This is a genomic window from Bradyrhizobium sp. 1200_D9_N1_1 (assembly GCF_052075915.1).
GTDB lineage: Bacteria > Pseudomonadota > Alphaproteobacteria > Rhizobiales > Xanthobacteraceae > Bradyrhizobium > Bradyrhizobium diazoefficiens.
The window spans coordinates 2,717,653-2,743,342 of record NZ_CP197226.1 but is presented as its reverse complement, the minus strand read 5'-3'; the positions used below and the strand labels follow the sequence as shown (position 1 = coordinate 2,743,342).

21 protein-coding genes are annotated in these 25,690 nt (G+C 66.3%); 12 read left to right on the top strand and 9 right to left on the bottom strand.

Annotation, left to right across the window (positions count from 1 at the left end; all coding sequences use genetic code 11):
- Positions 1–65: 65 nt before the first annotated feature.
- On the bottom strand, positions 66–2,456 hold the full coding sequence (locus AB5K84_RS13210) for a bifunctional diguanylate cyclase/phosphodiesterase (RefSeq protein ID WP_060912667.1): 2,391 nt from the start codon (positions 2,454–2,456) through the stop codon (positions 66–68).
- 326 nt (positions 2,457–2,782) lie between these two features.
- Between AB5K84_RS13210 and AB5K84_RS13205 the strand changes: the two genes are divergently transcribed.
- Positions 2,783–3,949: an ABC transporter substrate-binding protein gene (locus AB5K84_RS13205; RefSeq protein WP_011089288.1), complete on the top strand. Its 1,167-nt coding sequence runs from the start codon at positions 2,783–2,785 to the stop codon at positions 3,947–3,949.
- A gap of 210 nt (positions 3,950–4,159) precedes the next feature.
- Here the strand turns inward: AB5K84_RS13205 and AB5K84_RS13200 are convergent, their stop codons facing one another.
- The 4 genes from AB5K84_RS13200 to AB5K84_RS13185 all read right to left on the bottom strand — a co-directional run bounded on the left by AB5K84_RS13200 (position 4,160) and on the right by AB5K84_RS13185 (position 8,839).
- Positions 4,160–5,137 (bottom strand): hydroxyacid dehydrogenase, encoded by a 978-nt coding sequence (locus AB5K84_RS13200; protein WP_441232473.1) that lies wholly within the window; start codon positions 5,135–5,137, stop codon positions 4,160–4,162.
- Between the two features lie 12 nt (positions 5,138–5,149).
- On the bottom strand, positions 5,150–7,003 hold the full coding sequence (locus AB5K84_RS13195) for a TRAP transporter large permease (protein WP_441232472.1): 1,854 nt from the start codon (positions 7,001–7,003) through the stop codon (positions 5,150–5,152).
- A 7-nt stretch (positions 7,004–7,010) separates the two neighbouring features.
- Positions 7,011–8,042: a TRAP transporter substrate-binding protein gene (locus tag AB5K84_RS13190; protein WP_028176203.1), complete on the bottom strand. Its 1,032-nt coding sequence runs from the start codon at positions 8,040–8,042 to the stop codon at positions 7,011–7,013.
- A gap of 353 nt (positions 8,043–8,395) precedes the next feature.
- On the bottom strand, positions 8,396–8,839 hold the full coding sequence (locus tag AB5K84_RS13185) for a DoxX family protein (protein WP_441232471.1): 444 nt from the start codon (positions 8,837–8,839) through the stop codon (positions 8,396–8,398).
- A 95-nt stretch (positions 8,840–8,934) separates the two neighbouring features.
- Here AB5K84_RS13185 and AB5K84_RS13180 point away from each other — a divergent pair, with 95 nt between their 5' ends.
- The 3 genes from AB5K84_RS13180 to AB5K84_RS13170 all read left to right on the top strand — a co-directional run bounded on the left by AB5K84_RS13180 (position 8,935) and on the right by AB5K84_RS13170 (position 13,368).
- On the top strand, positions 8,935–9,855 hold the full coding sequence (locus AB5K84_RS13180) for a LysR family transcriptional regulator (protein ID WP_028176205.1): 921 nt from the start codon (positions 8,935–8,937) through the stop codon (positions 9,853–9,855).
- A gap of 145 nt (positions 9,856–10,000) precedes the next feature.
- Positions 10,001–11,491 (top strand): caspase family protein, encoded by a 1,491-nt coding sequence (locus AB5K84_RS13175; RefSeq protein ID WP_441232470.1) that lies wholly within the window; start codon positions 10,001–10,003, stop codon positions 11,489–11,491.
- A 203-nt stretch (positions 11,492–11,694) separates the two neighbouring features.
- Complete coding sequence (locus AB5K84_RS13170; protein WP_441232469.1) at positions 11,695–13,368, top strand: SulP family inorganic anion transporter; 1,674 nt, start codon at positions 11,695–11,697, stop codon at positions 13,366–13,368.
- Positions 13,369–13,551: 183 nt separating this feature from the next.
- On the opposite strand, the gene AB5K84_RS13165 is transcribed toward AB5K84_RS13170, so the two are convergent.
- The 3 genes from AB5K84_RS13165 to AB5K84_RS13155 form a co-directional block, all read right to left on the bottom strand.
- Positions 13,552–13,914 (bottom strand): hypothetical protein, encoded by a 363-nt coding sequence (locus AB5K84_RS13165; RefSeq protein WP_271551306.1) that lies wholly within the window; start codon positions 13,912–13,914, stop codon positions 13,552–13,554.
- A 123-nt stretch (positions 13,915–14,037) separates the two neighbouring features.
- Complete coding sequence (locus tag AB5K84_RS13160) at positions 14,038–15,366, bottom strand: Spy/CpxP family protein refolding chaperone (protein ID WP_441232468.1); 1,329 nt, start codon at positions 15,364–15,366, stop codon at positions 14,038–14,040.
- A 105-nt stretch (positions 15,367–15,471) separates the two neighbouring features.
- Positions 15,472–16,896 carry an FAD-binding oxidoreductase gene (locus tag AB5K84_RS13155; RefSeq protein ID WP_441232467.1) on the bottom strand — a complete coding sequence of 475 codons (1,425 nt, stop codon included), beginning with the start codon at positions 16,894–16,896 and terminating at the stop codon, positions 15,472–15,474.
- Positions 16,897–16,981: 85 nt separating this feature from the next.
- On the opposite strand from AB5K84_RS13155, the gene AB5K84_RS13150 reads away from it, so the two are divergent.
- Positions 16,982–17,488, top strand: coding sequence for a thioesterase family protein (locus AB5K84_RS13150; RefSeq protein WP_441232466.1), 507 nt, complete (start codon positions 16,982–16,984; stop codon positions 17,486–17,488).
- Between the two features lie 4 nt (positions 17,489–17,492).
- Here the strand turns inward: AB5K84_RS13150 and AB5K84_RS13145 are convergent, their stop codons facing one another.
- Positions 17,493–17,666, bottom strand: a complete 174-nt coding sequence (locus AB5K84_RS13145) for a DUF1328 domain-containing protein (protein ID WP_011089300.1) — start codon at positions 17,664–17,666, stop codon at positions 17,493–17,495.
- Between the two features lie 237 nt (positions 17,667–17,903).
- Between AB5K84_RS13145 and AB5K84_RS13140 the strand changes: the two genes are divergently transcribed.
- The 7 genes from AB5K84_RS13140 to AB5K84_RS13110 all read left to right on the top strand — a co-directional run bounded on the left by AB5K84_RS13140 (position 17,904) and on the right by AB5K84_RS13110 (position 25,689).
- Positions 17,904–20,480, top strand: a complete 2,577-nt coding sequence (locus AB5K84_RS13140; protein ID WP_441232465.1) for an ATP-dependent helicase — start codon at positions 17,904–17,906, stop codon at positions 20,478–20,480.
- Between the two features lie 94 nt (positions 20,481–20,574).
- Positions 20,575–20,991 (top strand): hypothetical protein, encoded by a 417-nt coding sequence (locus AB5K84_RS13135; RefSeq protein ID WP_441232464.1) that lies wholly within the window; start codon positions 20,575–20,577, stop codon positions 20,989–20,991.
- Entirely contained in the window at positions 20,991–21,662 is a 672-nt protein-coding gene (locus AB5K84_RS13130) for an OmpA family protein (protein WP_441232790.1), read from the top strand. Before AB5K84_RS13135 ends, AB5K84_RS13130 begins: the two co-directional genes overlap by 1 nt.
- Before the next feature lie 174 nt (positions 21,663–21,836).
- Complete coding sequence (locus tag AB5K84_RS13125) at positions 21,837–22,355, top strand: Mpo1 family 2-hydroxy fatty acid dioxygenase (RefSeq protein WP_028176215.1); 519 nt, start codon at positions 21,837–21,839, stop codon at positions 22,353–22,355.
- Positions 22,356–22,384: 29 nt separating this feature from the next.
- Positions 22,385–23,416, top strand: a complete 1,032-nt coding sequence (locus AB5K84_RS13120) for an NAD-dependent epimerase/dehydratase family protein (RefSeq protein ID WP_060908588.1) — start codon at positions 22,385–22,387, stop codon at positions 23,414–23,416.
- A gap of 27 nt (positions 23,417–23,443) precedes the next feature.
- A complete protein-coding gene (locus tag AB5K84_RS13115; protein WP_011089305.1) occupies positions 23,444–24,070 on the top strand; it encodes a methyltransferase family protein in 627 nt (208 codons plus the stop codon).
- A gap of 314 nt (positions 24,071–24,384) precedes the next feature.
- Entirely contained in the window at positions 24,385–25,689 is a 1,305-nt protein-coding gene (locus AB5K84_RS13110; RefSeq protein WP_162603749.1) for a PQQ-dependent sugar dehydrogenase, read from the top strand.
- Position 25,690: the final 1 nt, after the last annotated feature.

The window sequence follows — 25,690 nt, the reverse complement described above, 5'->3', positions numbered from 1 at the left end:
CCCGTCCGGCGCAATCGCATTCGAGAGAACGCGGCTGCTTGCGGCACATCCTTCGAGGCGAACGCTCAGGCGGCGTCGCGCTGCGAAGGCCGGACGGACTCGTCGAATGCGATCTGGCCGACCGGCTGCGGACGCCCGAACAGATAGCCTTGCGCGAAATTGACGCCGAGCGCCTTCAGCCGCTCGAACTCTTCACATGTCTCGACGCCCTCGGCGGTGACCGACATGTCCAGCCCGCGCGCCAGCGTCACGATCGAGGCGATGATGGCGGAGCTGCGCGGCTGATGCGTGAGGTTGCGGATGAACGACTTGTCGATCTTGATCTTGTCAAACGGGAACGTGGTCAGATAGCTGAGCGACGAATAGCCGGTGCCGAAATCGTCGAGCGCGAGCTCGATGCCGAGCTGCTTCAGCCGCTCCATGAAAGCGAGGTTCTCGACGCCGCGTTCCAGCAGCACGGATTCCGTGATCTCGATCTCCAGCCGCTCGGGCGGCAGGCCGGAATCGGCGAGCGCCGCGCAGATCATCTCGAACAGCTCGGCCTCCTTGAACTGGATCGGCGACAGGTTCACCGCGACCGCAAGCCCGGAGGGCCAGCCGGCCGCATCCTCGCAGGCGCGCCGCAGCACGAATTCGCCGAGCGGCACGATCAGCCCGGTCTCCTCGGCCAGCGGAATGAACTGGTCCGGCGGGATCAGGCCGCGACTCGGATGCCGCCAGCGCACCAGCGCCTCGAAGCCGCGCCGCTCACTGCTGTGGGCATCGACGAACGGTTGGTAGTGCACCTCGAGCTGGCAGAGCGCGATGGCGTCGCGCAAGTCACCTTCCAGCGTGTTGCGCGCCTCGAGCTCGGCCGACATCGCCTCGTCGTAGATGGTGAAGCAGTTGCGGCCCGCCGATTTCGAGCGATAGAGCGCAAGGTCGGCTTTCTTGAGCAGCTGTTCCTGGTCGCTGCCGTGGTCCGGTGCGATCGCGATGCCGATGCTGGTGCCGATCTCCACGCGATGTCCGGGCAGGAGGAACGGTTCGGCCACGAGTTTCGCGATCCGCGCCGCCAGCTCGGTGGAGCAGGTGCGCTGATCCTCGCCCCCCTCCTGGATGATGGCGAATTCGTCGCCGCCGAGCCGCGCCAGCACGTCGGTGGCGCGCAGCGCCGATTTCAGCCGCTGCGCCACCTGGCGCAGCAGCGCATCGCCGGCGCCGTGACCGAGGGAGTCGTTGACGTTCTTGAAGCGGTCGAGATCGAGCATCAGGATCGAGAAGGTCGAACCGCCGTCGTTGAGCTGGCCGTTGAGATCGTCGAGCCGGGCGAGGAAGAAGGCGCGGTTCGGCAGGCCGGTCAGGATGTCGGTCTGGGCGAGCTCGAGCACCCGACGGTTCGCCAGCGACAGCCGCCGCGAATTGCGGCTTGCCAGCATCAGATAGGCCGACAGCGACAGCGTGAGCAGCATGCCGACGACGAGGACCGCGGCCGCGCGGTCGTATGACGTCTCCAGCGCGCCGCCGGCCGTCGGCATGGCGCGCACCTGCCAGTCGGTGTCGCCGATCTTGAGACTGCCCGACCAGTGCAGGGCCCGTGCCACGTCCCGCATCGACTGCGGCGCCGCGGCGGCCGACGCATAGTCCGGCAACATTTCTTCCAGGCTGACGATCTGCCCCGTGAAGGGCGGATAGACGTTCACGCTGACCGCGGGGCTTGCGCCGGTGGTCACGCGAATGGACTGGATCAGCATCGGCAGGTCGAAGATGCCGACGACGAAGCCGGCCAGATTGCGGCGCCGGTCCGCGACCGTCTCGCGCGACGTCCCTTTGGCGTAGACGGGAATGGCCACGAGGACGTCGGGCAGCCGGCCGCCCTCCTTGGGTTCGAACAGGTGGGTGCGGATGGCCGCGATCCGATCGTTGTCGCGCGCCCGCTCCAGGGCCGCACGACGTTCCGGGACGGTCGCGTAATCCATGCCGTAGACCTGTGACGTCTTCGGCTGGGTCGAGTAGAACACCGGGAAATATTCGTCGCTCTGCGGCGCCGTCGCAAAGCCGTCGCCCTGAAGCGACTTGATGCGATAGCCGGACACGCCGTCCGTGATCGCGGCAGCCTCGTATTCGGCGCGCTCCTTGCGGTTAACGCGCGGCAGCCAGGCGATGCGCAGCATGCCCGGATGGCGCTCGAACAGGCGGGTGCTGAAGGTCTCGAATTCGCTGCGGGTGATTTCCTCGTTGGTCGATTCGAACAGCGTGCGCAGCGCGACGAGCCTGCTGATATACTCACTCATGCCGTTCTGCATGACGATCGCTTCGGTTTCGGCCGCGTTTTCGAACTCGATCCTGGTGACGCGGTTTTCCCACCGCGCGACGGCGGCCGCGCCCACGATCGAGAACAGCAGGCCGACGGCAACCGCGACCAGCGCAGGGCGATAGAGTCCGAGCAGCGGCGCGGCACGCCACCATCCGGTCATCCGTTTCCGATCCTGATCGTTCTGATCGCGACCGCCCATCTTGATCCGCAAGTCCCCATCGGCGCGGCGCGCTCGAACCTCTGGTTGAGCCGCCGGAACCACTATCGGACAGGGATCGGGGTTAAGAACTGCGAAATTTCGGAACCTGGTCGTCCGGCATTGCGCGGCTTAGTTAACGATTGCCCCAGCGAGTTGCGGCAGAGTGGTAGTAAGTTGCCGGTTTTACCCGGAGTCTTACGGATCGTCGTCGCGGCGCGGGTTAGCGACCTGTTCAGCCCGCAGAACTATCGTTTCCCCAACGCGTCCAGCATCCGACAAGCATCCACATGACACGATCGCGCTCCGCGACATACCTCGCCTTGACCGTCGCATTGCTGACCGCGGCCATGCTGCCTGCGAAAGGCGATGAGGTCGGCGTCAGCGACGATGCGATCCTGTTCGGCCAGGTGGCCGCACTCGAAGGCCCCTCCTCGGCGCTCGGGCAGCGCATGCGGCAAGGCATCGTCGCGGCGTTCACCGAGATCAACGGCAAGGGCGGCGTCCATGGCCGCAAGCTCCAGCTCATCAGCCGCGACGACGGCTACGACCCCGATCGTTCCGTGGCGCAGACGCTGCAGCTGCTCGAGGACGACAAGGTGTTCGCGCTGATCGGCGCGGTCGGCACGCCGACCGCGATGGCGACGATACCGATCACCAGCGCCAGGAAAGTCCCCTTCATCGGTCCGTTCACCGGCGCCGAGTTCCTGCGCGACCTCGAGCTTCCAAACGTCGTCAACATCCGCGCGAGCTACGGCGCGGAGGCCGAGGCATGGATCAAGCACCTCACCGAGGACCGCCGGTTCACCCGCATCGGCATCTTCTATCAGGATGATTCCTTCGGCCGCGATGGACTTGTCGGCGTGAAGCGCGCGCTTGCCAGGCGCGGCCTCGAGCTCGCCGCCGAAGGCACCTTCGAGCGCAACACCCGCGCCGTCGCCGCGGCCTGGCGGATGATCAAGCGCGCCGAACCCGAGGCCATCGTCATGGTCGGGACCTACGGTCCCTGCGCCGAGTTCATCAAGCTCGCACACCGCAGCGGCTCGTATCCGACCTTCGTCAACATCTCCTTCGTCGGCGCCAACGCGCTCGCCAGGGAGCTCGGCCCCGAGGGCGAAGGCGTCATCGTCTCGCAGGTCGTGCCGTTTCCCTGGGATCGCTCGCTCAAGCTCGTCGCCGACTACCAGGCGGCGCAGACGGCGTTCGACCCGACGCTGACACCGGACTTCGTGTCGCTCGAAGGCTATCTCTCCGGCCGCCTCGCAGCCGCGGCGCTGGAAAAGGCCGGACCGCAACCGACGCGCGCGAGCCTCCTGCGCGCCATCAACGACGTCGGCCGCTTCGACATCAGCGGCAGCATCGTCACCGTCGGCATGCGCATGATCGACGCCCCGCCGAAGGTGTTCCTGACGGTGATCCAGAAGGACGGGACGTTCAGGGCGGTGGACCGGTTTTAGGGCGGAGCGAAATCAATCTCCCAGCCGATCCCAGAACCAGGTGCGTTCCCTCCCCCCTTGTGGGGGAGGGCTAGGGAGGGGGGGAGCCCAGGAAATGGTGTTCGTTTCTGACGATGCGCCGCGCGACACCTGCTCCACGGAGAGAGTCCCCGTGTGGCACCCCTCCCTGCCCCTCCCCCACAAGGGGGGAGGGAATGGAGAGAGCGTGCGTTAAGGTCGCCGCGTCCAGCGATCGGCATTGACGGCGCCCGGCGGGGCCTCGCCTTTGACGATCGCTTCCACCTGCCGCACGGTTTCCAGCGACTGGTACTCGATCGCCTGCGGCGTCAGGCCGCCGACATGCGGTGTGGCGATGACGTTGGGCAGCCTGGCCAACTCCGGCGCCGGCATCTGGTCGGGCGCGCGGCCGACATCCATTGCCGCACCCGCGATACGATTCTCAAGCAGCGCCTTCGCCAACGCGGCCTCGTCGACGAGATTGCCGCGCGACAGATTGATGAAGACCGCATGCTTCTGCATGCGCGCCAGCGCCGCCTCCCCGATCAAGTTCTCGGTCTCTGCATTGGCGATCGCAAGGCAGACGACATAGTCCGATGCGGCGAGGAGCTCGTCGAGGCCGACCTGCCTGATGGCGCTGTCGCTGACATCAGCAAAGGGATCGGCGACCAGCACCTCCATGCGCATCACCTTGGCGATCTCGGCGAGATAGCGCCCGATGCTGCCATAGCCGATGATGCCGATCCTGCTGCCGGCGAGCTGGCGGCCCATCCGCGCCTCGGGTTTACGTCCGGCCTGGTAGTCCGCCGTCGTCCGCGACACGCCGCGGGAGAGATCGACCATGAAGCCGAGCGCGAGCTCGGCCACCGCCTGAACGAAGCCGGGGCCGGCGCGGGTCACCAGCACGCCCGCCTTCGAGGCCGCATCGACGTCGACGTTGCGGATGTCGACGGCGCAGCGGACGAAGGCGCGCAAATGCGGCAGCTGCGGAAATATCTCGCCGCGTCCCTCCGTCATGCGATCGGCGACGACGATGTCAACGTCCCTGGCCGCGCGGACGAGGCCGGCCGCATCGAGCGGCTGATCGCCCTCCTGCAGGATCACCTCGGCGGCCGCGCGCAGGCCGTTCAGGCTGCGATCGCCGTAGTAATTCCGCCGCATCTCCGGCGTGTGGGCGAGCAGGACTTTCACGGCAAGACTCCTTCAGTAGCCGAATGCCCGCGGCAGCGCCGTCGAGAGCCAGGGCACGAAGGCAATGACGAGCAGGCAGAGGAACAAGAGGCCAAGATAACCCATGATCGGCTTCACCGTCTGCTCGATCGGCACGTTGCCGATCAGGCAGGCGCCATAGAGTCCGAGTCCGAGCGGCGGTGCGAACAGGCCGATGCCCATCGCGATGACCAGCACCACGCCGAAATGCAGGGGATCGATGCCGAGCTGCACCGCTACCGGCAAAAGCAGCGGCCCGAAGATGATCAGCGCGGCCGCGCCTTCCAGCACCGAGCCCATCACGATCAGCACGGCGATCGCGAGCAGGATGAACAGCCAGACGCCGCTGGTCTTCGATAATCCGAGCATGAAGTCGCCGACCGCGTGCGGCACCTGCTGCAAGGTCAGCGTGAAGGCCAGCGACTGCGCGGCGGCGACGATGAACAGCACGAGCCCTGCGCGCGTTGCGGCCTGCACGAAACTGTGCGCGGCCGATTTGAAGCCGAGCTCGCGGAACACCAGGCTGCCGACGACGAGCGCATAGGCCACGGCGAACGCGGAGATTTCGGTGGCCGTGGCAAAGCCGCTCTTGAAGCCGAAGAAGATCATGAAGATCAGGCCGAACGAGGCGATCGCGCCGCTCCACAGGCCCGACACCGGCATCTGCGGCGCAACGTCCTCGGCCTCCGCCGGCCGCTTGCCGAAGATGATGGACACCGCGATCAGGACCAGCGCCATCAGCGCCGCCGGCAGGAGCCCTGCGACGAACAGGCCGCCGATCGACAGGTTCGCCACGAAGCCGAGGATGATCAGGTTGATGCAGGGCGGAATGGTTTCCGCCATCACCGCGGACGCCGCCAGCAGCGCCACCGCGCCGCCCGGATTCTGCTTCGAGCGGCGCGCCGCCGGAATCAGCACCGAGCCGACCGCGGCGACGTCGGCCATCTTCGAGCCTGAGATGCCGGAGAACAGCACCATCGAGGCTATCATCACCACGTTCAGCCCACCGCGCATGCGGCCGACCCCACGCTGCAACAGCTCGATCAGGCGCACCGACATGCCGTTGGCTTCCATGAGGTAGCCGACGAGGATGAAGAAGGGGATCGCGAGCAGCACGAAATTGTCGATGCCGCGCGCCATCTGCTGGGCGAAGATCACACCCGGCAGCGCGCCCTCGACCCAGATGAAGATCAGCGCGGCCAGCGCCAGCGCGAAGCCGATCGGCAGGCCGCCGAACAGCGTTGCGAAGAAGCCGATCAGCATCAAGGTGCCCGCCGACGGCACCGAGGACGGCGACAGATAATCCCAGGCGAGATAGAGGCCGGCGACGACGGCGACGGCAACGAGACCCCTGACGATATCAGGCAGCGGCCTTGCGCAGAGCTGATCGATCGCGAACACCGTCATGAACAGCGCGCCGATGCCCATCGGATAGAAGGTGAGCTCCAGCGGCAGGCCGGAGCCGGTGGTCTGGCCTGCCGTCAGCGAGCCCAGCTTGATGGCGTTGTAGGCGACATAGAAGGAGATCAGCACGACGAGCACAGCACTCGCTGCGTCGAGCAGCGTGCGCAGGCGCAGGGGCAGCAGATCGCGGAAGAAGGACACGCCGACGTTCTCGCCGCGCGCAAGCGCGCTCGCCGCGCCGAAGAAGGCCGAGCCGACCATCAATCCGCGCGCGACATCGTCGGACCATTCGACCGGCGCATTGAAGCAGAAGCGCAGCAGCACGGACGCGCAGACGACCACGAGATCGGCGGCCAGGAGGATGGCCGCGATCGCGTCGCTGAGGCGCAGCAGCTGGGTGATGCTCCCGTGGCGGCCGCCCGAGACGGGCACGGCGGCTGTCATCGTCATCTCAGGCTTGCGTCGCGCGGATGATGTCGATGACGGCCTTGGATTCCGGCCGCGCCTTGATGAAGTTCTCGTGCTGCGGCGCGACGCGCTTCTTGAACGCCTCGCGGTCGCATTCGGCCACCGTCACGCCCTTCTCGGTCAGGGCCGCCAGCGCCTCCTTCTCGACCGCAAGCCCATGAGCACGCGTGTCGATTGCGGCCTTCTTCGCGGCATCGAGAAATCCGTCGCGCAGCTTCGGATCCATGCGGTTGTAGGTCATGTCGCTGAAGTAGATCGCGAGCGGCGAGAAATTGTGCTGCGTCAGCGCGTAGAACTTTGCGGTCTCGAAGAACTTGCTGGCCAGGATCGTCGGCGGATCGTGCTCCAGCCCATCCAGCACGCCGGCCTGGAGCGCGGTGTAGATTTCGCCGAACGCCAGCGGCGTCGCGGCGGCGCCCATCAGGCGCAGGCATTCGGTGATGACGGGATTTGGCAGGGTGCGGATCTTGAGGCCGGCGAGATCCTCCGGCGTCTTCACCGGCTTCTTCGCCAGTACGCTGCGCGAGCCGAAATTATAGGCCCAGGCGATGATGCGGATGTTGCTGCCCTTGAGCAGCGCGTCCTCGATCGGCTTGGCGGCGCCGGCGTCGAACGCCTTGGTCTGCTGCGGGAAGCTCGAGAACAGAAAGCCGAGGTCGAAGGTGCCGACCAGCGGCGTCAGATTGGCCGAGATCGACGAGCCCGACACCATGAGGTCGATGACGCCGAGCTTCACCGAATTGATGACGTCGATCTCCTGGCCGAGCTGGTTGTCAGGGAAGAACGCGACCTCGACCTGCTCGCCGAGCCCGTTGCCCTTCAGGTTCTTGACGAGGTTGTCATAGTAGACGCGGCCGTTGGCATATTTGGGATCGTTCGGCAGCGAGGAGGAGCATTTCAGCTTCAGCGTCGCGGCTTCGGCGCGGCCGATGATGGCGGGAGAGAGCACGAGGCCGGCGGTGACCGCCGCCGATGACTTGATGAACGCGCGACGGTTCACGGGCACGATGGTCATGGTGCGGTCTCTCCCGGTATTTTTTGTTCGCGTCCGCGATCGTTGCGTGCGGCCTTTGCTTGGACTGTATGGCCAAAGCGACGGCACAGGCAAGGGACGCGGCCGGGGCTGCCGCAATGACACGAGCGGCAGGCGCGTCGGCAGAAACCGCGGCGGAACGCCTGTATTTATAGGCGTTTTCGATCATGCCGCACGGCAGCGACAAGACCTGCCATGCAAGATTGACGCGGATCGATCCAATTCAGGTATGGATCAATGCCGAACGCAGATTGATTGGCCGCATGTGAAGCGGACAAAACGAAAGCCGCGGGATCTTGATCCCGCGGCTTCGCGTTTGAGCAGATGCCGTGACCTCAGCGCGAATGCGCGCCGCTGAGCTCGCCGGGTGCCGCCGCGACATCGCGGGACGGACGCAGCGCGTAGGCGCCGTCGCCGAGCAGGGCCTGCGCCGCGAGCGCGATCGCCCAGAAGGCGGGATATTCCCAGCCGCCCTTCGGATTGGTGAAGAAGAAGCCGGCGGCGCCGTGCACGGTGAAGATCGCACCGAGCAGGATCGGGATGCCGGCCAGCGCCGCGTAGCGGGTCCAGACACCGAGGATCAGCGCAACGCCGCTGAGAACTTCCACCGTCATGATGACGTAGGCGAGTTCGGGCGGGAAGCCGAGGCTGCCGAAGAACTTTGCGGTCCCGGCCGGGGTGAAGACGAATAGCTTCAGGCCGGCGTGGGCGAGGAACAGCGCGCCCAGCGTCACGCGCAGCACGAGCGCGGCATAGGGAGCGGTACGGGAATCGATCATGGCGGTCTCCTTGTTCGAGACAGCTATGATCTATTCTCAATTGAATGATAATCCGCTATATTGGAATTATACCTCACACCAATAGAGTGAGATAAATGCTCGACCGGCTGACCAGCCTAGAAGTCTTCGCCAAGGTGGCGGCGATCGGCAGCCTGTCGGGCGCGGCCCGGACGATGGGCCTGTCGCAGACCATGGTGACCAAGCATGTTGCCGCGCTCGAGGCCCGGCTCGGCACAAAACTGTTCCACCGGACCACGAGGCGGCTGTCCATCACCGAGGCCGGACGAAGCTATCTGGAATCCTCCGAGCGCATCCTCGCCGACATGGAGGCCGCCGACGCCGCGGTCGCGCGCGAGCGCGTCGAGCCGCGCGGGCTGCTGCGGGTCAACGTGCCCGTCGTGTTCGGCACGCGGCAGATCGCGCCGGCGATCGCCGAGTTTTCGGAACGCCATCCCGAGGTCACCGTCGAGCTCGGCCTCAACGACCGCCTCGTCGATCTCGCCGAGGAAGGCTGGGACCTCGCGATCCGCATCGGCAAGCTGCGCGACTCCAGCATGGTGGCGCGAAAGCTCGCGCCGAACCGCCTCGTGGTCTGCGCCGCGCCGTCCTATCTGGCGAAACACGGCACGCCGCGCCGGGTCGCCGACCTCGCCGCGCATAACTGCCTCGGCTACACGCTTTCGCAGCAGGCGAGCGCGGCGGAATGGCTGTTCGGCGTCGACGGCGAGATCCGTGTCCAGGTCAGCGGCACCTTGCGCGCCAACAACGGCGATGCGCTGCGCGCGGCAACATTGGCGGGCCTCGGCCTCGCCCGACAGCCGACCTTCATCATCGCCGACGACCTGCGCGCCGGGACGCTTCTGGCGCTTCCGCTCGACCAGCCGGAGATCCAGACCTCGGCCGTGCACGCGGTCTACCTGCCCGACCGCCGTCCGCCGGCCAAGGTGCGCGCCTTCATCGACTTTCTCGCCGCGCGTTTTGCGCCTGACCCGCCCTGGGATCGCGGCCTGTTCTGACGACGCACGGCCTGGCGCGCCAGCTCCGGCAGCTCCGCTGCCCATTTGGCCGCAGCTCGCAGCGTGATCCAGTGCACAGACAGGGTCATGGCGGACGACTAGAAAAGGTGACATCGTCGCGCCCATTGCCGATGGAGGTGACACCATGCGCCGTCCAGTGCTTTGTAATTTGTTCCTTGCCAGCAGCCTGCTTGCGCTCACGCAATTGATGACGCCGACGGAGGCCGCGGCCGAAGCGCGGCTTGCGCTGGTGATCGGCCAGTCCGCCTATCGCACGGTGCCGGAGCTGCCCAACGCCGCCAACGACGCCAAGGGCATGACCGAGCTGCTCGGCAATGCCGGCTTCACCGTCACCACGGCGGCCAACCTCGCGCAGAACGAGATGCGCACGGCGATCTCGGATTTCGCCGGCAAGGTCAGCGCCAGCGGCGCCGACACCGTCGCGCTGGTGTTCTATGCCGGCCACGGGCTTCAGATCGACGGCGAGAACTATCTGGTGCCGGTCGATCTAGATCCCAAGCGCGAAGCCGACATTCCGCTCCAGGGCGTGCGGCTGAACGACCTGCTCAACACGCTCGGCGCGCTGCCGACGCGGGCGCGCATCTTCATGCTCGACGCCTGCCGCAACAACCCGTTCCCGGCGCTGAGCGGCGCGGGCCACGGGCTTGCGATCGTCGACACCAAGGCGGGCGCACCCGGCTCGTTCATTTCCTATTCGACCTCGCCCGGCGCGGAAGCCGAGGACGGCTCCGGCATCGACAGCCCCTACACCGCCGCGGCGCTCTCGGTCGCAAAGCAACCGAACCTGCCGATCGAGGAAGTGTTCAAACGCATCCGCATCGCCGTGGCGCAATCGACCGACGGGCGGCAGATCCCATGGGAAAGCTCCTCGCTGACGACCGACTTCAAGTTCTTCGGCGGCGAGAGCAGCAGCCAGCAGCCTGCCATTCCGGGCGCTTCCGCGATGGCGCTCGCCGGCGGCACGCGCAGCGTCGCGGACTGGCGCAAGGATCTGCAGGGCAAGGAGCCCAAGGTCGCCTATGAGCTCGTGATCGCCGACGACACCGCGGAGGCGTACCAGGCCTATATCGAGCTGTACACGCAGGACGCGCGCACGCCGCGCCTGCGCACGGTGCTTGAGCGCCGGCGCCAGATGCTGGCCTGGGAGCGCGCGGTCGCGATCAACACCCGCGCTTCGTTCGAGGCTTATCTGGCGAACTGGGACAACAGCGACCTCGCCGCAACCGCGCGCAGGCTGCTGCTCCGCGTGCAGAACCGCAACTACGTCCTACCCGCGACGGTCGCAGCCACGCCCGTTCCGGTCGCCGTCGCAATGGCCCCGACCTGCCCGTGCTCGGCGCCATCGACACCGGCAACGCCGGTCAACCCGACAGTGGCGCCCATCATCAAGAAGCGCGTCGACGACACCCCGCCGAAGCGCAAGGTGGTCGAGACGCCGCCGAAGCCGCGCCGGCCGCCGCCCGACGAAGTGGTCTACGAGCGCGCGCCGCCGCCGGATCGTGGCCCGCCGCCCGGCGCCGTCATGCAAGGTATCGGCATCGGGATTGGCATCGGCATGGGCATGGGTGGTGGCGGCCGCGGCGGCGATTATCACAACGACCGCGGCCGGTACTGAAGGGGACTCGCGCGATACGGAGGACAGATATGTCCTCCGTCATTGCGAGCGAAGCGAAGCAATCCAGACCACCGCCGCGGTGGGATTCCGGATTGCTTCGCTTCGCTCGCAATGACAACGGATGTAGAGAAATTGCGTCTGCCGCCTTCCAATCCGGAAATGCTGTAGTCTAATCGATCGACACAGGCTTTCCGGGGACCTTGATGCCGCACGATTCTCACGCCAAGCACGCATGGCCGCTCTTCCGCTCGCTCGCCTCTTACTCTCTGCCCGGCGACCTCATGGCGGGGCTGACCTTGGCGGCGATCGCGATCCCCGAGCAGATGGCTACCGCGCGGCTCGGCGGCTTTGCGCCGCAGATCGGCTTCTTCGCCTTCATGGCAGGCTCGCTCGGCTTTGCGCTGCTCGGCGGCAACCGCTTCCTGTCCTGCGGCGCGGACTCCACGATCACGCCGATCTTCGCCGGCGGGCTTGCGGCGCTCGCCGCTGTCGGCTCGCCGCAATATCAGGGGTATGCGGTCGCGCTGGCGCTGATGGTCGGCATGATGATGCTCGCCGGCGGCGCCTTCCGACTTGGCGGCATCGCCAACCTCCTGTCCGTGCCGGTCATGGTCGGCTTCCTCGCCGGCATCTCCGTCCATATCATCGTGTCGCAATTGCCCGGCGTGCTGGGACTGAAGTCACCGAGCGGGCCGACGCTCGATCGCATCGGCGTGCTCGCCGGCGAGCTCAGTCGCAGCAATCCCTTCACGCTGTGCATCGGCCTCGGTGTGCTCGCAACGGTCTTCGTCTCGGAGAAGATCAGCGCAAAGATTCCGGGGGCGCTGATCGGGCTCGTCGCCGCGACGCTGGCCACGATCGGTCTCGGCCTCGAAAGCAAGGGTGTCAGCGTCGTCGGCAGCGTGCCGGGGACGCTGCCGCGGCTCACCCTGCCCGAACTTGCGCCGGAGCATTGGGTGCATCTGGTATCGCTCGCCTTCGTAATCACTGTCGTGGTGATGGTGCAGACCGCCGCGACCACGCGCTCGTTCCCGTCAGATCCCGACAAGCCCGCCGATGTCGATCGCGACTTCCTCGGCGCGGGCGCCGGCAGCATGCTATCCGGGCTGTTCGGCGCCTTTCCCGTCAATGCCAGTCCGCCGCGGACGGGCATCGTCGCCGAGACCGGCGGGCAATCGCAGCTCGCGGGACTAGCCGCCGCGGCAATCGTGCTGGCGCTGCTCGCATTCGGCACGGGACTGTTGCAGCACGTTCCTGACGCCGCGCTCGGCGGCATCCTGCTGTTCGTCGCGCTGCGCATCATCCGCGTGAAGCAGATCGTCACGATCTACCGCCAGTCCTTCAGTGAGTTCCTGCTGATCGCCGCCACCGCCGCGCTGATCATCGTGCTGCCGATCCAGCAGGGCGCGTTCCTCGGCATCATGCTGTCGCTGCTGCACGGCATCTGGAGCACCACGCGCGCCAGGCTGGTCGAGTTCGAGCGCGTGCCGGGCACCACGATCTGGTGGCCCGCGCATCCGCACATCGCCGGCGAGCGCATCGAAGGCGTTGCCGTGATCGGGCTGCAGGCGCCGCTGTCCTTCCTCAACGCCCCGGGTTTCCGCAGCGACGTGACCAAGGTGCTCGGCGCGGCGACGCCGCAACTGCTGGTGCTGGAAGCGAGCGGCATGGTCGAGATCGACTTCACCGCCGCGCAGATTTTGCTCGACGTGTTCAAGGCGTGCAGCGAACAGGGCGTCACGGTCGCGCTGGCGCGGCTGGAATCGGTCCGCGCCCAGAACGCGTTCGAACGCTTCAGATTGTTCGACGCCCTGCCCCGCGAGCATGTCTTCCACAGCGTGGACGAAGCGGTGCGCAAGCTGGCGAAAGTGCAATAGGCGAGATCGAGCAGCGGGCTCGATGCACCTCTCCCACTTGCGGGAGAGGTCGCCACGCTCGCAAGAGCGTGGCGGGTGAGGGCTCTATCCTCTTGGGGAGTCCCACCGTGGAAACACCCTCTCCCCAACCCTCCCCCGCAAGCGGGGGAGGGAGCGCACCTTCAATGCGTCAACAGTCAGCCATCACTGCAGCAGCGTGGGGTGATCCCGCTGGATCGTTTCGCGAATCCAGCTGGCATGGATCGCACGAAACAGGATCTGCGCCGTCTTGAGATCGTTCGCCATCATGCAGAGATCGACGATGCGATGGACCGCATCATCGCGCATCAATCCATCCGAGATCTTCATCGCCATTTCCATCGCGACCTTGGCCGCGCGCTCGTAACGCCCGCTCTCGCGCTTGTCGTTGCGCGCGGAACCTGCCGCGCTCAACGCCGCGGCCTCACAGATGGCGCGGATACGCGCGGCGGCCTCGATGTCGCCGAGCGGCCCTTCGATCGTCTCGTCCCAGATGTCCGCCGCGTTCTGCCTCGCGAACCACTTCATCGCCCCACCACCCACGGTCTTCCAGCCGCTGTATCACCGTTCTTCAGGCTCGCTTGAGCATAGAGAGGCCTATCGAAATCGGCGAGGCAATTTTTCCGCTACGCTCCCTGGCTCGATACGCATTCACGACGTCCGACGTGGCCCGATGGCCTCGAACTGTGCCTTCTGTTCGTCATTCAGCGTGCCGTAGAAATCCTCCAGCGCTGCGCGAACCGACTTGACGCCGTCGAGCATCAGGTCGAGCCGCTTGCGTACCGCGACCATTCGCGCCGGCGGCGTCATCGCGTCGTTGGGCTGGCAGGCCGCCTTGAGCGATGCGCTGACCCTGGCGCTGGTATCCTGAAGCACCTGTAGAGCAGCGCGCTGGGTGTCGTTGGGGTGCAGCCGCGCCTCGATGTCGGCGCCGGGCCAATCGAGCGCAGCAGACGCACCGCAATTCTGGACCAGCGATCCCTCGGTGTTGCTGGAAGCCGTCGCACGACGCTGGTCGTCGGCCAGCGCATTGAAGCGCGCCTTCTGCTCGTCCGTGAGCGAGCCGTAGAACTTATCCAGGGCGGGCTGAACGAGATCGACGGCTTTCGCCATCGCCTCGATGCGCTGCTGCATCGCCGCCAGCCGACCGGGCGCCGTCGCCGCGACCTGCGCCGGGCAGGACGCGCGGATCATGCCCGCCGCCAGGGTCGAGGCGTTGCCGAGTTCGTCGAGGCTTGCGCCTTGCGCCTCGCTCGGCTGCACTGCGGCGGCGATCTGGTCGATCGGCAGACCGACGATCTCGCGGCGGTCGCTGCCGCAAAGCTGATCCAGCGCAACGCCGCGCGCTTGCCGCCGTCCCGGCGGCCGCTGCGGCAGATAGGCCGAAAGACCGTCATAGCCATAGGGCCCGAAGATGCCGGCATAGATGTCCGGGTAGCCGTAGCCCCAGAAGCCGAGACCGTCGCCCCAGATCGTGTAGTCGTAGAGATCGTTATAGGCGAACGGCCAGAACAGCGGTCCGGCCCAGCCATAACCGCCACCCGGATGTTGCCACCATCCGCTGCTGGCGCCATGCCAGCCGGCGAGCGCGGCCGCCGCTGCGATCTGGGCTCGCGCCGCCGGATTACCGATCAGACGGCCGTTGCGGAAGGCGCTGGAATGCGCGTTGAGGGCGTTGCGGAAATTCGCCGGGCGGACGGCCGCATTGCGGATCTGACCGAAGTTCGGACCACCATGCCGAGCTCCCGTTGCGAAGCGCGGCCCGCCATGATGTCCGCCGCCATGCGCATGCCCGAAGCCATGACCGCCAAAATGGCCGCCGCCACCATGGTGGCCACCGCCATGCCCGCCACCATGACCGCCTCCGTGCCCACCGCCATGACCGCCACCGCCATGGCCGCCACCGCCCTTGCCCAGAGCCGTGCCCGCCAGCATGCAGGCAAGCGCCATCACGGCAATTCCAATGACCGGTCGCAACATCGCATCCTCCCCGCAGAGCCGCGCCATTGAGGCATCGGAAGTTGACGGGAATTGGAACCAGCCTGGCGGCCGAAAGTTCCGCGACCGCGACGCAGCAGGCGCGCGCTACGCCTCCGGCACGATCTTGCCGGGATTGAAGATATTCAGCGGGTCGAGCGCCTGTTTCAGCGCCCGCATCGCGTCGAGCGCCTCGGGGCCAAGCTCGGCCTTGAGATATTTCTGCTTGCCCTGGCCGATGCCGTGCTCGCCGGTGCAGGTGCCGTCCATCGCCTGCGCGCGCTCGACCAGACGATGCATGAACTCCTCGCCGCGCGCCATTTCATCGGCGTCGTTGGTGTCGCAGACCAGCGAGCAGTGGAAATTGCCGTCGCCGACATGGCCGACGATCGGCGATAGCAGATTGAGGCGCTTGAGATCTTCCTCGGTCTCGCTGACGCAATCGGCCAGCCGCGAGATCGGCACGCAGACGTCGGTTGCGACCACGCCGACGCTGTCGCCGGGCCGCAGCGCCTTGACGGACCAATAGGCGTCGTGCCGGGCCTGCCACAGTTTGGTGCGATCCTCCGGCTTGGTGGTCCAGGAGAAGTCGCCGCCGCCGCATTCCTTTGCGATCTCGCCGAAGGCCTTGGACTGCTCGGCGACCTCGATCTCGCTGCCGTGGAATTCCATCAGCAGCAGCGGCGTCTCCGGCAGCGTCAGCTTGGAATAGGCGTTGCAGGCCTTCACCTGCGCGGCGTTGAGCAGCTCGATGCGCGCCACGGGAATGCCGGTCTGGATCGCCAGGATCACGGCCTGACACGCCCCATGCACCGTCTCGAACGACACCGCGCCGGCCGCGATGGTCTCGGGGATGCCCCGCAGGCGGATGGTCAGTTCCGAGATGATGCCGAGCGTGCCCTCGGCGCCGACGAACAGATGCGTCAGGTCGTAGCCGGCGGATGATTTCTTGGCGCGCGTGCCTGTCGTGATGATCTCGCCGTCGCCGCGCACCACCTTCAGCGCCAGCACGCTGTCGCGCATGGTGCCGTAGCGCACCGCATTGGTGCCGGAGGCGCGCGTCGAGGCCATGCCGCCGAGCGAGGCGTCCGCGCCGGGATCGATCGGGAAGAACAGGCCCTGGTCGCGCAGATGCTCGTTGAGCGCCTTGCGGGTGACGCCGGGCTGGATCACACAGTCGAGATCCTCGGTGTGAACCGCGAGCACCTTGTTCATGTCGCGCAGGTCGATCGAGATGCCGCCAGCGGGCGCATTGACCTGGCCCTCCAGCGAGGTGCCGGTGCCGAAGGCGATCACGGGCACGCGGTTCCTGGCGCAGATGCGCACCACGTCCTGGATGTCGGCGGTCTCCTGCGCCATCACCACGCCGTCGGGCGGCTGGTTGGGAATCCATGTGGTGGTATGGCCGTGCTGCTCGCGGACGGCCTGCGAGGTGATGAGGCGGTTGCCGAAGCGTGCGGCAAGCTGCTCCAGTGCGCTCGCGAGGGCTTTCGGCTCCGGCCGCGGCGGATTATTGGTGATGGTCGTACCCACGGAAATTCCTCCGACAGAAGAACCGTGGCAAAGGACATCTAACCGGTCAAGTCAAGCGACCGGATGCATAGCTAGGGAAGGACACATGCCGGAGAGTGCCACTGCTGCGCCCAAGGCCGAGCCGTTCAGCGCCTCGATCATGCAGATCGAGCCGCAATGGATCGACTATAACGGCCATCTCAACATGGCCTATTACAACGTGATGTTCGACCGGGCGATCGACGAGTTCTGGCTCGAGCTCGGCATCGGTCCTACTTACAAGAAAGAGCGTCACGGCTCGACCTTCACTGCCGAATGCCATGTGCGCTATCTGCGCGAGATCCATCTCGGCGATCCCGTGCGGATCCTGGTGTGGCTGCTGGAGGCCGACGACAAGCGGCTGCATACGTTCGAGGAGATGAGGCACGCCACCGAAGGCTGGCTATCGGCCACCTCGGAGAACATGTCGCTGCACATGGACATGAATGCGCGGCGCGTTGCGGCGTTTCCACCCGATATCCAGCAGCGCATCGCGGGCATCGCCAGGGCCCACAGCACCTCGGCTCGGCCCGAGGGCATCGGCCGGAGCGTGGCGATGCCCTCGAAGCGTTAGGCGCCTATATCCTGGTGCGGCCGCGGGCGAGGCCGACCACGGCCGAAACCAGGAACAGCACGACCGCGATGAAGAAGATGATCTTGGCGATTTCGATCGAAGCGCCGGCGATGCCGCCAAAGCCCAGGATACCGGCGATCAGTGCGATAACCAGAAACGTCACAACCCAGCCAAGCATGGTCAAATCCTCGTCTTGATATTTGTCTGCGTCGGCGCGGTTGGCCGCGCCACCTGTCCAGACAATCTCGACGCGGGAACGATGGTTCCTGCCCACGCTAGGCGGAAATTCGCAGGGTCGGAGGAACAAATCGGCCCGCCGCGTACGTGGAAAACCCTGCATCGCCGCCCCATATAGGCACCAATCCCTGTTAAGAAGGCTCCCTCCCGTCACCCCGCGGTGCCATCGTGGGGCCAAATGATTCGCATGACCGAGCCGAGCAAGATCACCAGCGTACCCGACCACCAGCCCGCAGCCGGCGGCATCGCCGCGCGTGCGCGCGCCTCTGTGGGCCCGAAATATTTGTCCGGGCTCAATCCGGAGCAGCGCGATGCAGTGGAGACGCTGGACGGCCCGGTCCTGGTGCTGGCCGGCGCCGGCACCGGCAAGACGCGCGTGCTGACCACGCGCATCGCCCATATCCTGAGCCAGGGCCGCGCCCGCCCCGCCGAGATCCTGTCGGTGACCTTCACCAACAAGGCCGCGCGCGAGATGAAGCACCGGCTCGGCCAGATGCTCGGCCACGCCGTCGAAGGCATGCCGTGGCTCGGCACCTTCCACTCCATCGGCGGACGCATCCTGCGTTTCCATGCCGAGCTGGCGCAGCTCAAGTCTAACTTCACCGTGCTCGACGTCGACGACCAGGTGCGGCTCTTGAAGCAGCTTCTGCAGGCCGAGAACATCGACGACAAGCGCTGGCCCGCGCGCATGCTGGCCGGCCTGATCGACGGCTGGAAGAACCGCGGCCTGATGCCGTCGCAGGTGCCCTCGGGCGAGGCCGCGATGTTCGCCAACGGCAAGGGCGGCAAGCTCTATGCGAGCTATCAGGAGCGGCTGAAGATCCTCAACGCGGCCGATTTCGGCGACCTGCTGCTGGAGAACATCCGCATCTTCCGCGAGCACCCGGATATCCTCAGGCAGTACCAGCAGCGCTTCAAGTTCATCCTGGTCGACGAATATCAGGACACCAACGTCGCGCAATATCTGTGGCTGCGGCTGCTGTCGCAGGCGCCGGCGTCGACCAAGGCCGTCATTCCGGGGCGCGTCGAAGACGCGAACCCGGAATCTCGAGATTCCGGGTTCGATGCTGCGCATCGCCCCGGAATGACGGAGCAAGCGGTCGGCGCGCCTTTGGCCGCGCCCCATGTCAAAAACATCTGCTGCGTCGGCGACGACGACCAGTCGATCTATGGCTGGCGCGGCGCCGAGGTCGACAACATCCTGCGCTTCGAGCACGACTTCCCCGGCGCCAAGGTGATCCGCCTCGAGCGCAACTACCGCTCCACCGGCCACATCCTCGCCGCCGCCTCGCACCTGATCGCGCACAATGAAGGTCGGCTCGGCAAGACGCTGCGCACCGAGGACCAGGACGGCGAGAAGGTCACGGTCACGGGCTCCTGGGATTCGGAGGAGGAAGCGCGCGGCATCGGCGAGGAGATCGAGCAGATCCAGCGCCAGGGCGAGAAGCTGAACGAGATCGCGATCCTGGTGCGCGCGTCCTATCAGATGCGCGAGTTCGAAGACCGTTTCGTCACGCTCGGCCTGCCCTATCGCGTGATCGGCGGCCCGCGCTTCTACGAGCGCGCCGAAATCCGCGACGCGCTGGCCTATCTTCGCGTCATCAACTCGCCGGCCGACGATCTCGCCTTCGAGCGCATCGTCAACACGCCCAAGCGCGGCCTTGGCGATGCCACCGTGCAGATGCTACACGACCACGCCCGCAAGCGCCGCATTCCGCTGTTCGAGGCGGCGCGTGCGGTGGTCGAGACCGACGAGCTGAAGCCGAAGGCGCGCGGCTCCTTGCGCGACCTCGTCGCCCAGTTCGACCGCTGGCGCGCCCAGCGCGAAGTCACCGCGCATACCGACCTCGCCCAGATCGTGCTCGACGAGAGCGGCTACACCGAGATGTGGCAGAAGGACCGTTCGGCGGACGCCGCGGGCCGGCTCGAAAACCTCAAGGAGCTGGTGCGCTCCATGGAGGAGTTCGAGAACCTGCAAGGGTTCCTCGAGCACATCTCGCTGGTGATGGACCGCGACGGCGGCGCCGAGGAGGACGCGGTGTCGCTGATGACGCTGCATTCGGCCAAGGGGCTCGAATTCGACAACGTGTTCCTGCCGGGCTGGGAGGAAGGCCTGTTCCCGAGCCAGCGTACGCTGGACGAACAGGGCCGCGCCGGCCTCGAGGAAGAGCGCCGGCTCGGCCATGTCGGCCTGACCCGGGCGCGGCGCCGCGCCATGATCTATTTCGCGACCAACCGCCGGATCCACGGCACCTGGACGACCACGATCCCGTCGCGCTTCCTCGACGAATTGCCGGCGGCCAATGTCGAGATCACGGAATCCAAGGGTGGCTCGGCCTGGGGCGGAACCGGCGGCTACGGCGCCTCCCGCTTCGACGACATGGAGGCGTTCGGCTCCAGCTATACGACGCCGGGCTGGCAGCGGGCGCAGGCCAACCGCAACCGGGGCGGCGGCCGCACCGGCGCCGGCGGCCACGGCAGCTTCGAGGAAGAGGCCGCGACGTTCTCGTCCTCCTCGTCTTCCGGACCGGATTTCGGCAGCTTCTCCTCGCGCCGGCGCGGGCCGATGACGATCGAGGGCGAGCTGGTCGCCAAATCCACCGGCACGACCTCGGAATTCTCGCTCTCCGACCGTGTCTTCCACCAGAAATTCGGCTACGGCCGCGTCACCAAGATCGACGGCAACAAGCTCACCATCGCCTTCGACAAGGCCGGCGAGAAGAAGGTCGTGGACAGCTTCGTGCAGCGGGCGTGAGCAGGCCTTGCCGTGTTGCGGCGGCGTTACGCCGCCGTGTTTCTTCCCACCACGCCCCTTGACCACCGCGAACTTCCCCGTATCAGATGCGCCCATGGTCCGGGGCTCCATCACACTGATCTTGCTGGCATTGGGTATGCCGTCGCTCGCGGCGGCGGAGACCATGAGCTTTGGCGATTCGATCGGGCTGCTGGCCAAGAGCTGCGGCGCGGAAATCGTCGCCAATTGCCGCGGCGTCAATCCGGACTCGACCCGCCTGAAGGAGTGCCTGTCCCGCAACCGCGACGTGCTCTCCCAGCAATGCCAGAGCGACTATCTCGGCGCCTTCGACGCCATCCAGAAGCGCGTCGCCGCACGCGTCACGGTGGCGAACGCCTGCCAGCGCGAGATCGTCAAGGTCTGCGGCGGCTCGACCAAAGAGACCAGCAGGTCGATCCCCTGCCTGGTCTCGACGCCCAAGGGCATCAGCAACAACTGCCTGAAGGCCGTGGACGACGCGGGGTATCGATGATGCGCGCGAAGGGGCTCTCCACCGCCGGACTAGGCATCGCACTCGGCATGGCTTTGCTCGCGGGCGCAGCCAGCGCGCAGACGACGCCGCCGACCCGTGACGACATCGTCGGCAAGCTGAATCATTTCGAAGAGGCCGCCGAAATCGACCTTCCCGCGCTGAAGCAGCAGGTGATGGAGCGCGCCAAGGCCAGGATCAAGAACGATCCGGGTCCGGTGAACCGGCCGCCGATTGCGCCGGATCTCGCCAAGCTGCCCGCCTTCAACGCGCAGATCCAGTTCGACGCCGACACGCCGATCATCCAGCCGGCGTCCTACCAGACCGTCGGCCGCATCGCGGATGCGCTGGTTCATGCCTCGCTGCTGCCCTACACCTTCCTGATCGTCGGCCATGTCGAATCCAACGCGAAGACGCGCGAGGCCAACGCGATCCTGAGCCAGCGCCGGGCGGACGCGATCCGCGACGTGCTGGTGAACACGTTCAAGATCTCGACCAAGCGGCTGCATCCGATCGGCCTCGGCGAGGAGCAGTTTCTCGACCGCGCCAAGCCGACCTCGGCCGCCAACGGCCAGCTGCAAATCCTGACCTTTGCCAAGGTACCGGAGGAGGCACCCGCGCATCCGGCTGCGGCACCTGCGCCTGCGGCGAAAAAGCCCGCCAAGAAGCGCTGACGAGGCGCGCCTCGACGCCTGACGGAACCCATTGAAGTCCTGACCGTTTTGTGACCTGTTTCACAGTGCGACAGCACGGTTTTGCGCGACAATAGTGCCGGTTTGTGCACTGCTCTATCAGGTGCTATAGGCTCTGGTTCGTCCTTCCCCAACCCTGTGCTGCATGAGACCAAGATGGGTGGCTTGTTCCAACGCCAACTTGCCGTTTACGTCGAGTACCATCGCGATCCCCGGAATACGGCGATGCACGTGGTCGGCATCCTCTTGCTGTTCACGGGCGCCGTGCTGCCGCTGACGTTGGTGAAGGTGCCGCTGTTCGGAACGGAACTCAGCCTGGCGGTCATCCTGGCATTGCCGGTTCTGATCTATTGGCTGATGCTCGACATGGCGCTCGGGGTCGGCATTCTGGCCGTCTCCGTCGTGCTGTTTTCGATCGCGACGACCATTTCGACGCAAGTCAGCACCATGACGATGTGGGCGATTTTCGCCACGCTGGTCGTGCTCGGCCTCGCCGCGCAGACCATCGGCCACAAGGTTTTTGAGGGGCGCGAAGCCTCGTTATTCACGTTTCCGTCGCATCTTTTGCTGGGACCGATGTTTGTCATGGCAAAATTATTCATTGCACTGGGCTTCCGTCGCGACCTTGCCGCGATTCTGGCGCCTCTTCCGACCAATTCCCTTTCAACCCGATAGCTCTAGAAGCGAAACAGCAAACCTTCTTCATGGCTCTCGTACTGGTTACCGGTGGCAGCGGCTTCATCGGACATCATCTCGTAGAATCGCTCCGCGCCCGTGGGCAGCGGGTGCGTGTTCTCGATGTCCGGCCGCCGGCCGCCGCCAATACCGACGTCGACTATGTTCACGGCTCGGTGCTGGACGGCGCCGCGGTCGATGCCGCGCTGGCCGGCGTCGATCAGGTCTATCACCTCGCCGGCCTGCCCGGCATGTGGGTTGCCAACAAGCAGGACTTTCACGACGTCAATTTCCGCGGCACCGAGGTCGTGCTGGCGGCTGCGATGAAGCGCGGCGTGTCGCGCTTCCTGCATTGCTCGACGGAATCGATCCTGTTCCCCTATGCCGACCTCGACGGCGTTCCCGCCGAAGAAGCGCTCCAGCCGGCCGACGCGATGCCCGGCGCCTATACGCGGTCGAAGTCGCTCGCCGAGCATCACGCCGCGAAGGCCGCGGCCAGTGGCTTTCCGCTCGTGATCGGCACGCCGACCATGCCGATCGGAGCTGCCGACCACAACCTGACGCCGCCGACGGCGATGCTCTGGTACTTCCTCCAGAAGAAGGTGCAGCCGCACCTCAACTTCCTGGTCAATCTCGTCGATGTCCGCGACGTCGCCATGGGCCTCGTGCTGACCATGGAGCGCGGCCGCATCGGCCAGCGCTACATCCTCGGCGGCGACTGCGTCCCGCTCGGCCGCATCCTGCGGATGATGTCGGCGATGAGCGGCCGCCGCCAGTTCCCGATCGTCGTGCCTGGCAAGATCGCCGAGCTCTCCGGCATCATGCTCGAATATCTATCCGACAACTTCACGCGCCGGCCGCCCAACGGCACCGCCGAGGGCGTGCGCATTGCGCTCGCCGCGAGCGATCTCTCGATCGGCAAGGCGCGAACCGAGCTCGGCTACTCGCCGCGCCCGATCGAGCCGGTCCTGCGCGAAACCATCACCCATCTGCTCGCCCGCGGCGGCGTGCAGCCCTCCGGCGCCATCAAGCAACACGCGCTCTCCTCGCGCGCTGGCTAAAGCCGCCGCCTAACGCAAAGAACCTTCATGTCCTTCGATTTCAGCAAGCTTCTCTCTGTCGCCTGGGGTGGCTGGACCACGACCTGGCCGACGCAACTGCTCGCCCTGATCTGGCTCGCCTGGCTCGCCAGCTGGGTCGGCGCCTCGTTCTGGCAGGGCCGCACGCAAAAGCAGGTGATGACCCTGGAGTCCGGCCGCTATCGCATCCCGATCCTGGTCGGCGGCATCCTGTTCACGCCGTGGACCGCCGAAGTGCTCGGTGAGAAGCCGCTCTGGGTGTTCAGCAACACCGGCGTCTACATCGTCGCGCTGATCGTGCTCGCCGGCATCTCCTTCACCTGGTGGGGACGGCTGCATCTCGGAAAATTCTGGTCCAACACCATCACCCACAAGGAAGACCACCGCGTCATCGACACCGGCCCGTACGGCATCGTGCGTCATCCGATCTACACCGGCCTGATCGCCGGCATGCTGGCGACCGGCATCGCGGTCGGGACGGTGACCGCGATCCTCGGCGCGATCCTGATCTCGCTCGGCATGTGGCAGAAGGGGCGGATGGAAGAGGTGTTCCTGTCGAAGGAGCTCGGCGAGGACGCCTACGGCGCCTATTGCCGCCGCGTGCCGATGATCATCCCGTTCCTGTCGCCGCGGTGATGTAACAAGCCCGCCATATCCTCCGATGTCGTCCTGGCGAAAGCCAGGACGACGTTGAGGAGGCAGCGTGCGCCACTGCATCGGCGCCTGCATCCTTGCCATGCAAATTCGGCGTGCTGCCATCCGCGCCATAAACGGCCCGATCCGAGCCCGCACAGGTTGACCTTTTTACCGCCACCCAGTTGGATGCGCGCGCAATGAGGCACGACGACACCCATCGTTGACCTGGAGAGGTCGACGATCAGGCCTGGGCCCGCGCGGGGCCTGGAGCAATCCGGCGTTGGACTGTGCCGCAGGTTCGACAGGGGCTTCTCATGACCTTTTCCAGCATTTTTGCGCAGTTCGTTGCGCTTCTCGGCGGCATCGCTCTGCAATGGCGGAAGCTGTCCGGCACAGAGCCTGCGCCCGCATGGGGCCAGACGCCCGCCATTCCCGAGGCAAAGCCGCAAGGCGCGATCCCGACGCTGAAGATGCCGACCGCCCGCGGCTGGAGCGAGGGCCAGAAGCCGACCGTCGCGCCCGGGCTCAAGGTCAATGCGTTCGCAACCGGCCTCGACCATCCGCGCTGGATCGAGGTGCTGCCCAATGGCGACGTGCTGATCGCGGAAGCGACCCAGATCGCGGGGCCGCCGCGATCCGTGTTTCACTACGCGATGCAGGCGACGATGCGGCGCGCCGCCGCGCTCGGCGTTTCCGCCAACCGCATCACGCTGCTGCGCGACAAGGACGGCGACGGCGTCGCCGAAGTTCGCGGCGCCTTCATGGAGAACCTCAGCCAGCCGTTCGGCATGGCGCTGGTCGGCGACACCTTCTATGTCGGCAACACCGACGGCGTGATGGCCTTCCCCTATGTCGCCAATGCCGACCGCATCACTGCACCGGGCAAGCGGCTCACCACGTTCAAGCCGAGCGGCCACTGGACGCGCAGCCTGCTCGCCAGTCCCGACGGCAGGAAGCTCTATGCCGGCGTCGGCTCGCTCAGCAACATCGCCGAGATGGGCATGGAGGTCGAGGAAGGCCGCGCCGCGGTCTATGAGCTCGACCTCGCCGCCGGCACGCATCGCATTTTTGGTGCCGGCCTGCGCAACCCAGTGGGCCTTGCCTGGGAGCCAACGACCGGCGTGCTCTGGACCGTCGTCAACGAGCGCGACGGGCTCGGCGACGAGACGCCGCCGGACTATCTCACCTCGGTGCGTGACGGCGGCTTCTATGGCTGGCCCTATTGCTACTGGGGCAAGACGGTGGACGACCGCGTGCCGCAGGATCCGGCAATGGTCGCCAAGGCGCTCACGCCGGACTATGCGCTCGGCGGCCACACCGCTTCGCTCGGCCTGTGCTGGATGCCCGCAGGCACGCTGCCGGGTTTCCCCGACGGCATGGTGATCGGCCAGCACGGCTCGTGGAATCGCAGCAAGCTGTCCGGCTACAAGCTGGTGTTCATCCCGTTCGAGAACGGCAAGCCTTCCGGCCCCGGTCGCGACATCCTGTCGGGCTTCCTGTCCCCGGACGAAAAGGAATCCTACGGCCGCCCGGTCGGCGTCGTGATCGGCCCCGACAAGAAATCGCTGCTGATGGCCGACGACGTCGGCAACGTGATCTGGCGCGTGACGGGCGCGTAAA

What these genes read in the sequence shown, in the direction of transcription:
- AB5K84_RS13210 (WP_060912667.1), bottom strand. Translation starts at nt 2,456, where the DNA reads ATGACCGGATGGTGGCGTGCCGCGCCGCTGCTCGGACTCTATCGCCCT.
- AB5K84_RS13125 (WP_028176215.1), top strand. Translation starts at nt 21,837, where the DNA reads ATGGGTGGCTTGTTCCAACGCCAACTTGCCGTTTACGTCGAGTACCAT.
- AB5K84_RS13135 (WP_441232464.1), top strand. Translation starts at nt 20,575, where the DNA reads ATGGTCCGGGGCTCCATCACACTGATCTTGCTGGCATTGGGTATGCCG.
- AB5K84_RS13170 (WP_441232469.1), top strand. Translation starts at nt 11,695, where the DNA reads ATGCCGCACGATTCTCACGCCAAGCACGCATGGCCGCTCTTCCGCTCG.
- AB5K84_RS13150 (WP_441232466.1), top strand. Translation starts at nt 16,982, where the DNA reads ATGCCGGAGAGTGCCACTGCTGCGCCCAAGGCCGAGCCGTTCAGCGCC.
- AB5K84_RS13195 (WP_441232472.1), bottom strand. Translation starts at nt 7,003, where the DNA reads ATGACAGCCGCCGTGCCCGTCTCGGGCGGCCGCCACGGGAGCATCACC.
- AB5K84_RS13145 (WP_011089300.1), bottom strand. Translation starts at nt 17,666, where the DNA reads ATGCTTGGCTGGGTTGTGACGTTTCTGGTTATCGCACTGATCGCCGGT.
- AB5K84_RS13190 (WP_028176203.1), bottom strand. Translation starts at nt 8,042, where the DNA reads ATGACCATCGTGCCCGTGAACCGTCGCGCGTTCATCAAGTCATCGGCG.
- AB5K84_RS13110 (WP_162603749.1), top strand. Translation starts at nt 24,385, where the DNA reads ATGACCTTTTCCAGCATTTTTGCGCAGTTCGTTGCGCTTCTCGGCGGC.
- AB5K84_RS13165 (WP_271551306.1), bottom strand. Translation starts at nt 13,914, where the DNA reads ATGAAGTGGTTCGCGAGGCAGAACGCGGCGGACATCTGGGACGAGACG.
- AB5K84_RS13185 (WP_441232471.1), bottom strand. Translation starts at nt 8,839, where the DNA reads ATGATCGATTCCCGTACCGCTCCCTATGCCGCGCTCGTGCTGCGCGTG.
- AB5K84_RS13140 (WP_441232465.1), top strand. Translation starts at nt 17,904, where the DNA reads ATGATTCGCATGACCGAGCCGAGCAAGATCACCAGCGTACCCGACCAC.
- AB5K84_RS13115 (WP_011089305.1), top strand. Translation starts at nt 23,444, where the DNA reads ATGTCCTTCGATTTCAGCAAGCTTCTCTCTGTCGCCTGGGGTGGCTGG.
- AB5K84_RS13130 (WP_441232790.1), top strand. Translation starts at nt 20,991, where the DNA reads ATGCGCGCGAAGGGGCTCTCCACCGCCGGACTAGGCATCGCACTCGGC.
- AB5K84_RS13160 (WP_441232468.1), bottom strand. Translation starts at nt 15,366, where the DNA reads ATGTTGCGACCGGTCATTGGAATTGCCGTGATGGCGCTTGCCTGCATG.
- AB5K84_RS13205 (WP_011089288.1), top strand. Translation starts at nt 2,783, where the DNA reads ATGACACGATCGCGCTCCGCGACATACCTCGCCTTGACCGTCGCATTG.
- AB5K84_RS13175 (WP_441232470.1), top strand. Translation starts at nt 10,001, where the DNA reads ATGCGCCGTCCAGTGCTTTGTAATTTGTTCCTTGCCAGCAGCCTGCTT.
- AB5K84_RS13120 (WP_060908588.1), top strand. Translation starts at nt 22,385, where the DNA reads ATGGCTCTCGTACTGGTTACCGGTGGCAGCGGCTTCATCGGACATCAT.
- AB5K84_RS13180 (WP_028176205.1), top strand. Translation starts at nt 8,935, where the DNA reads ATGCTCGACCGGCTGACCAGCCTAGAAGTCTTCGCCAAGGTGGCGGCG.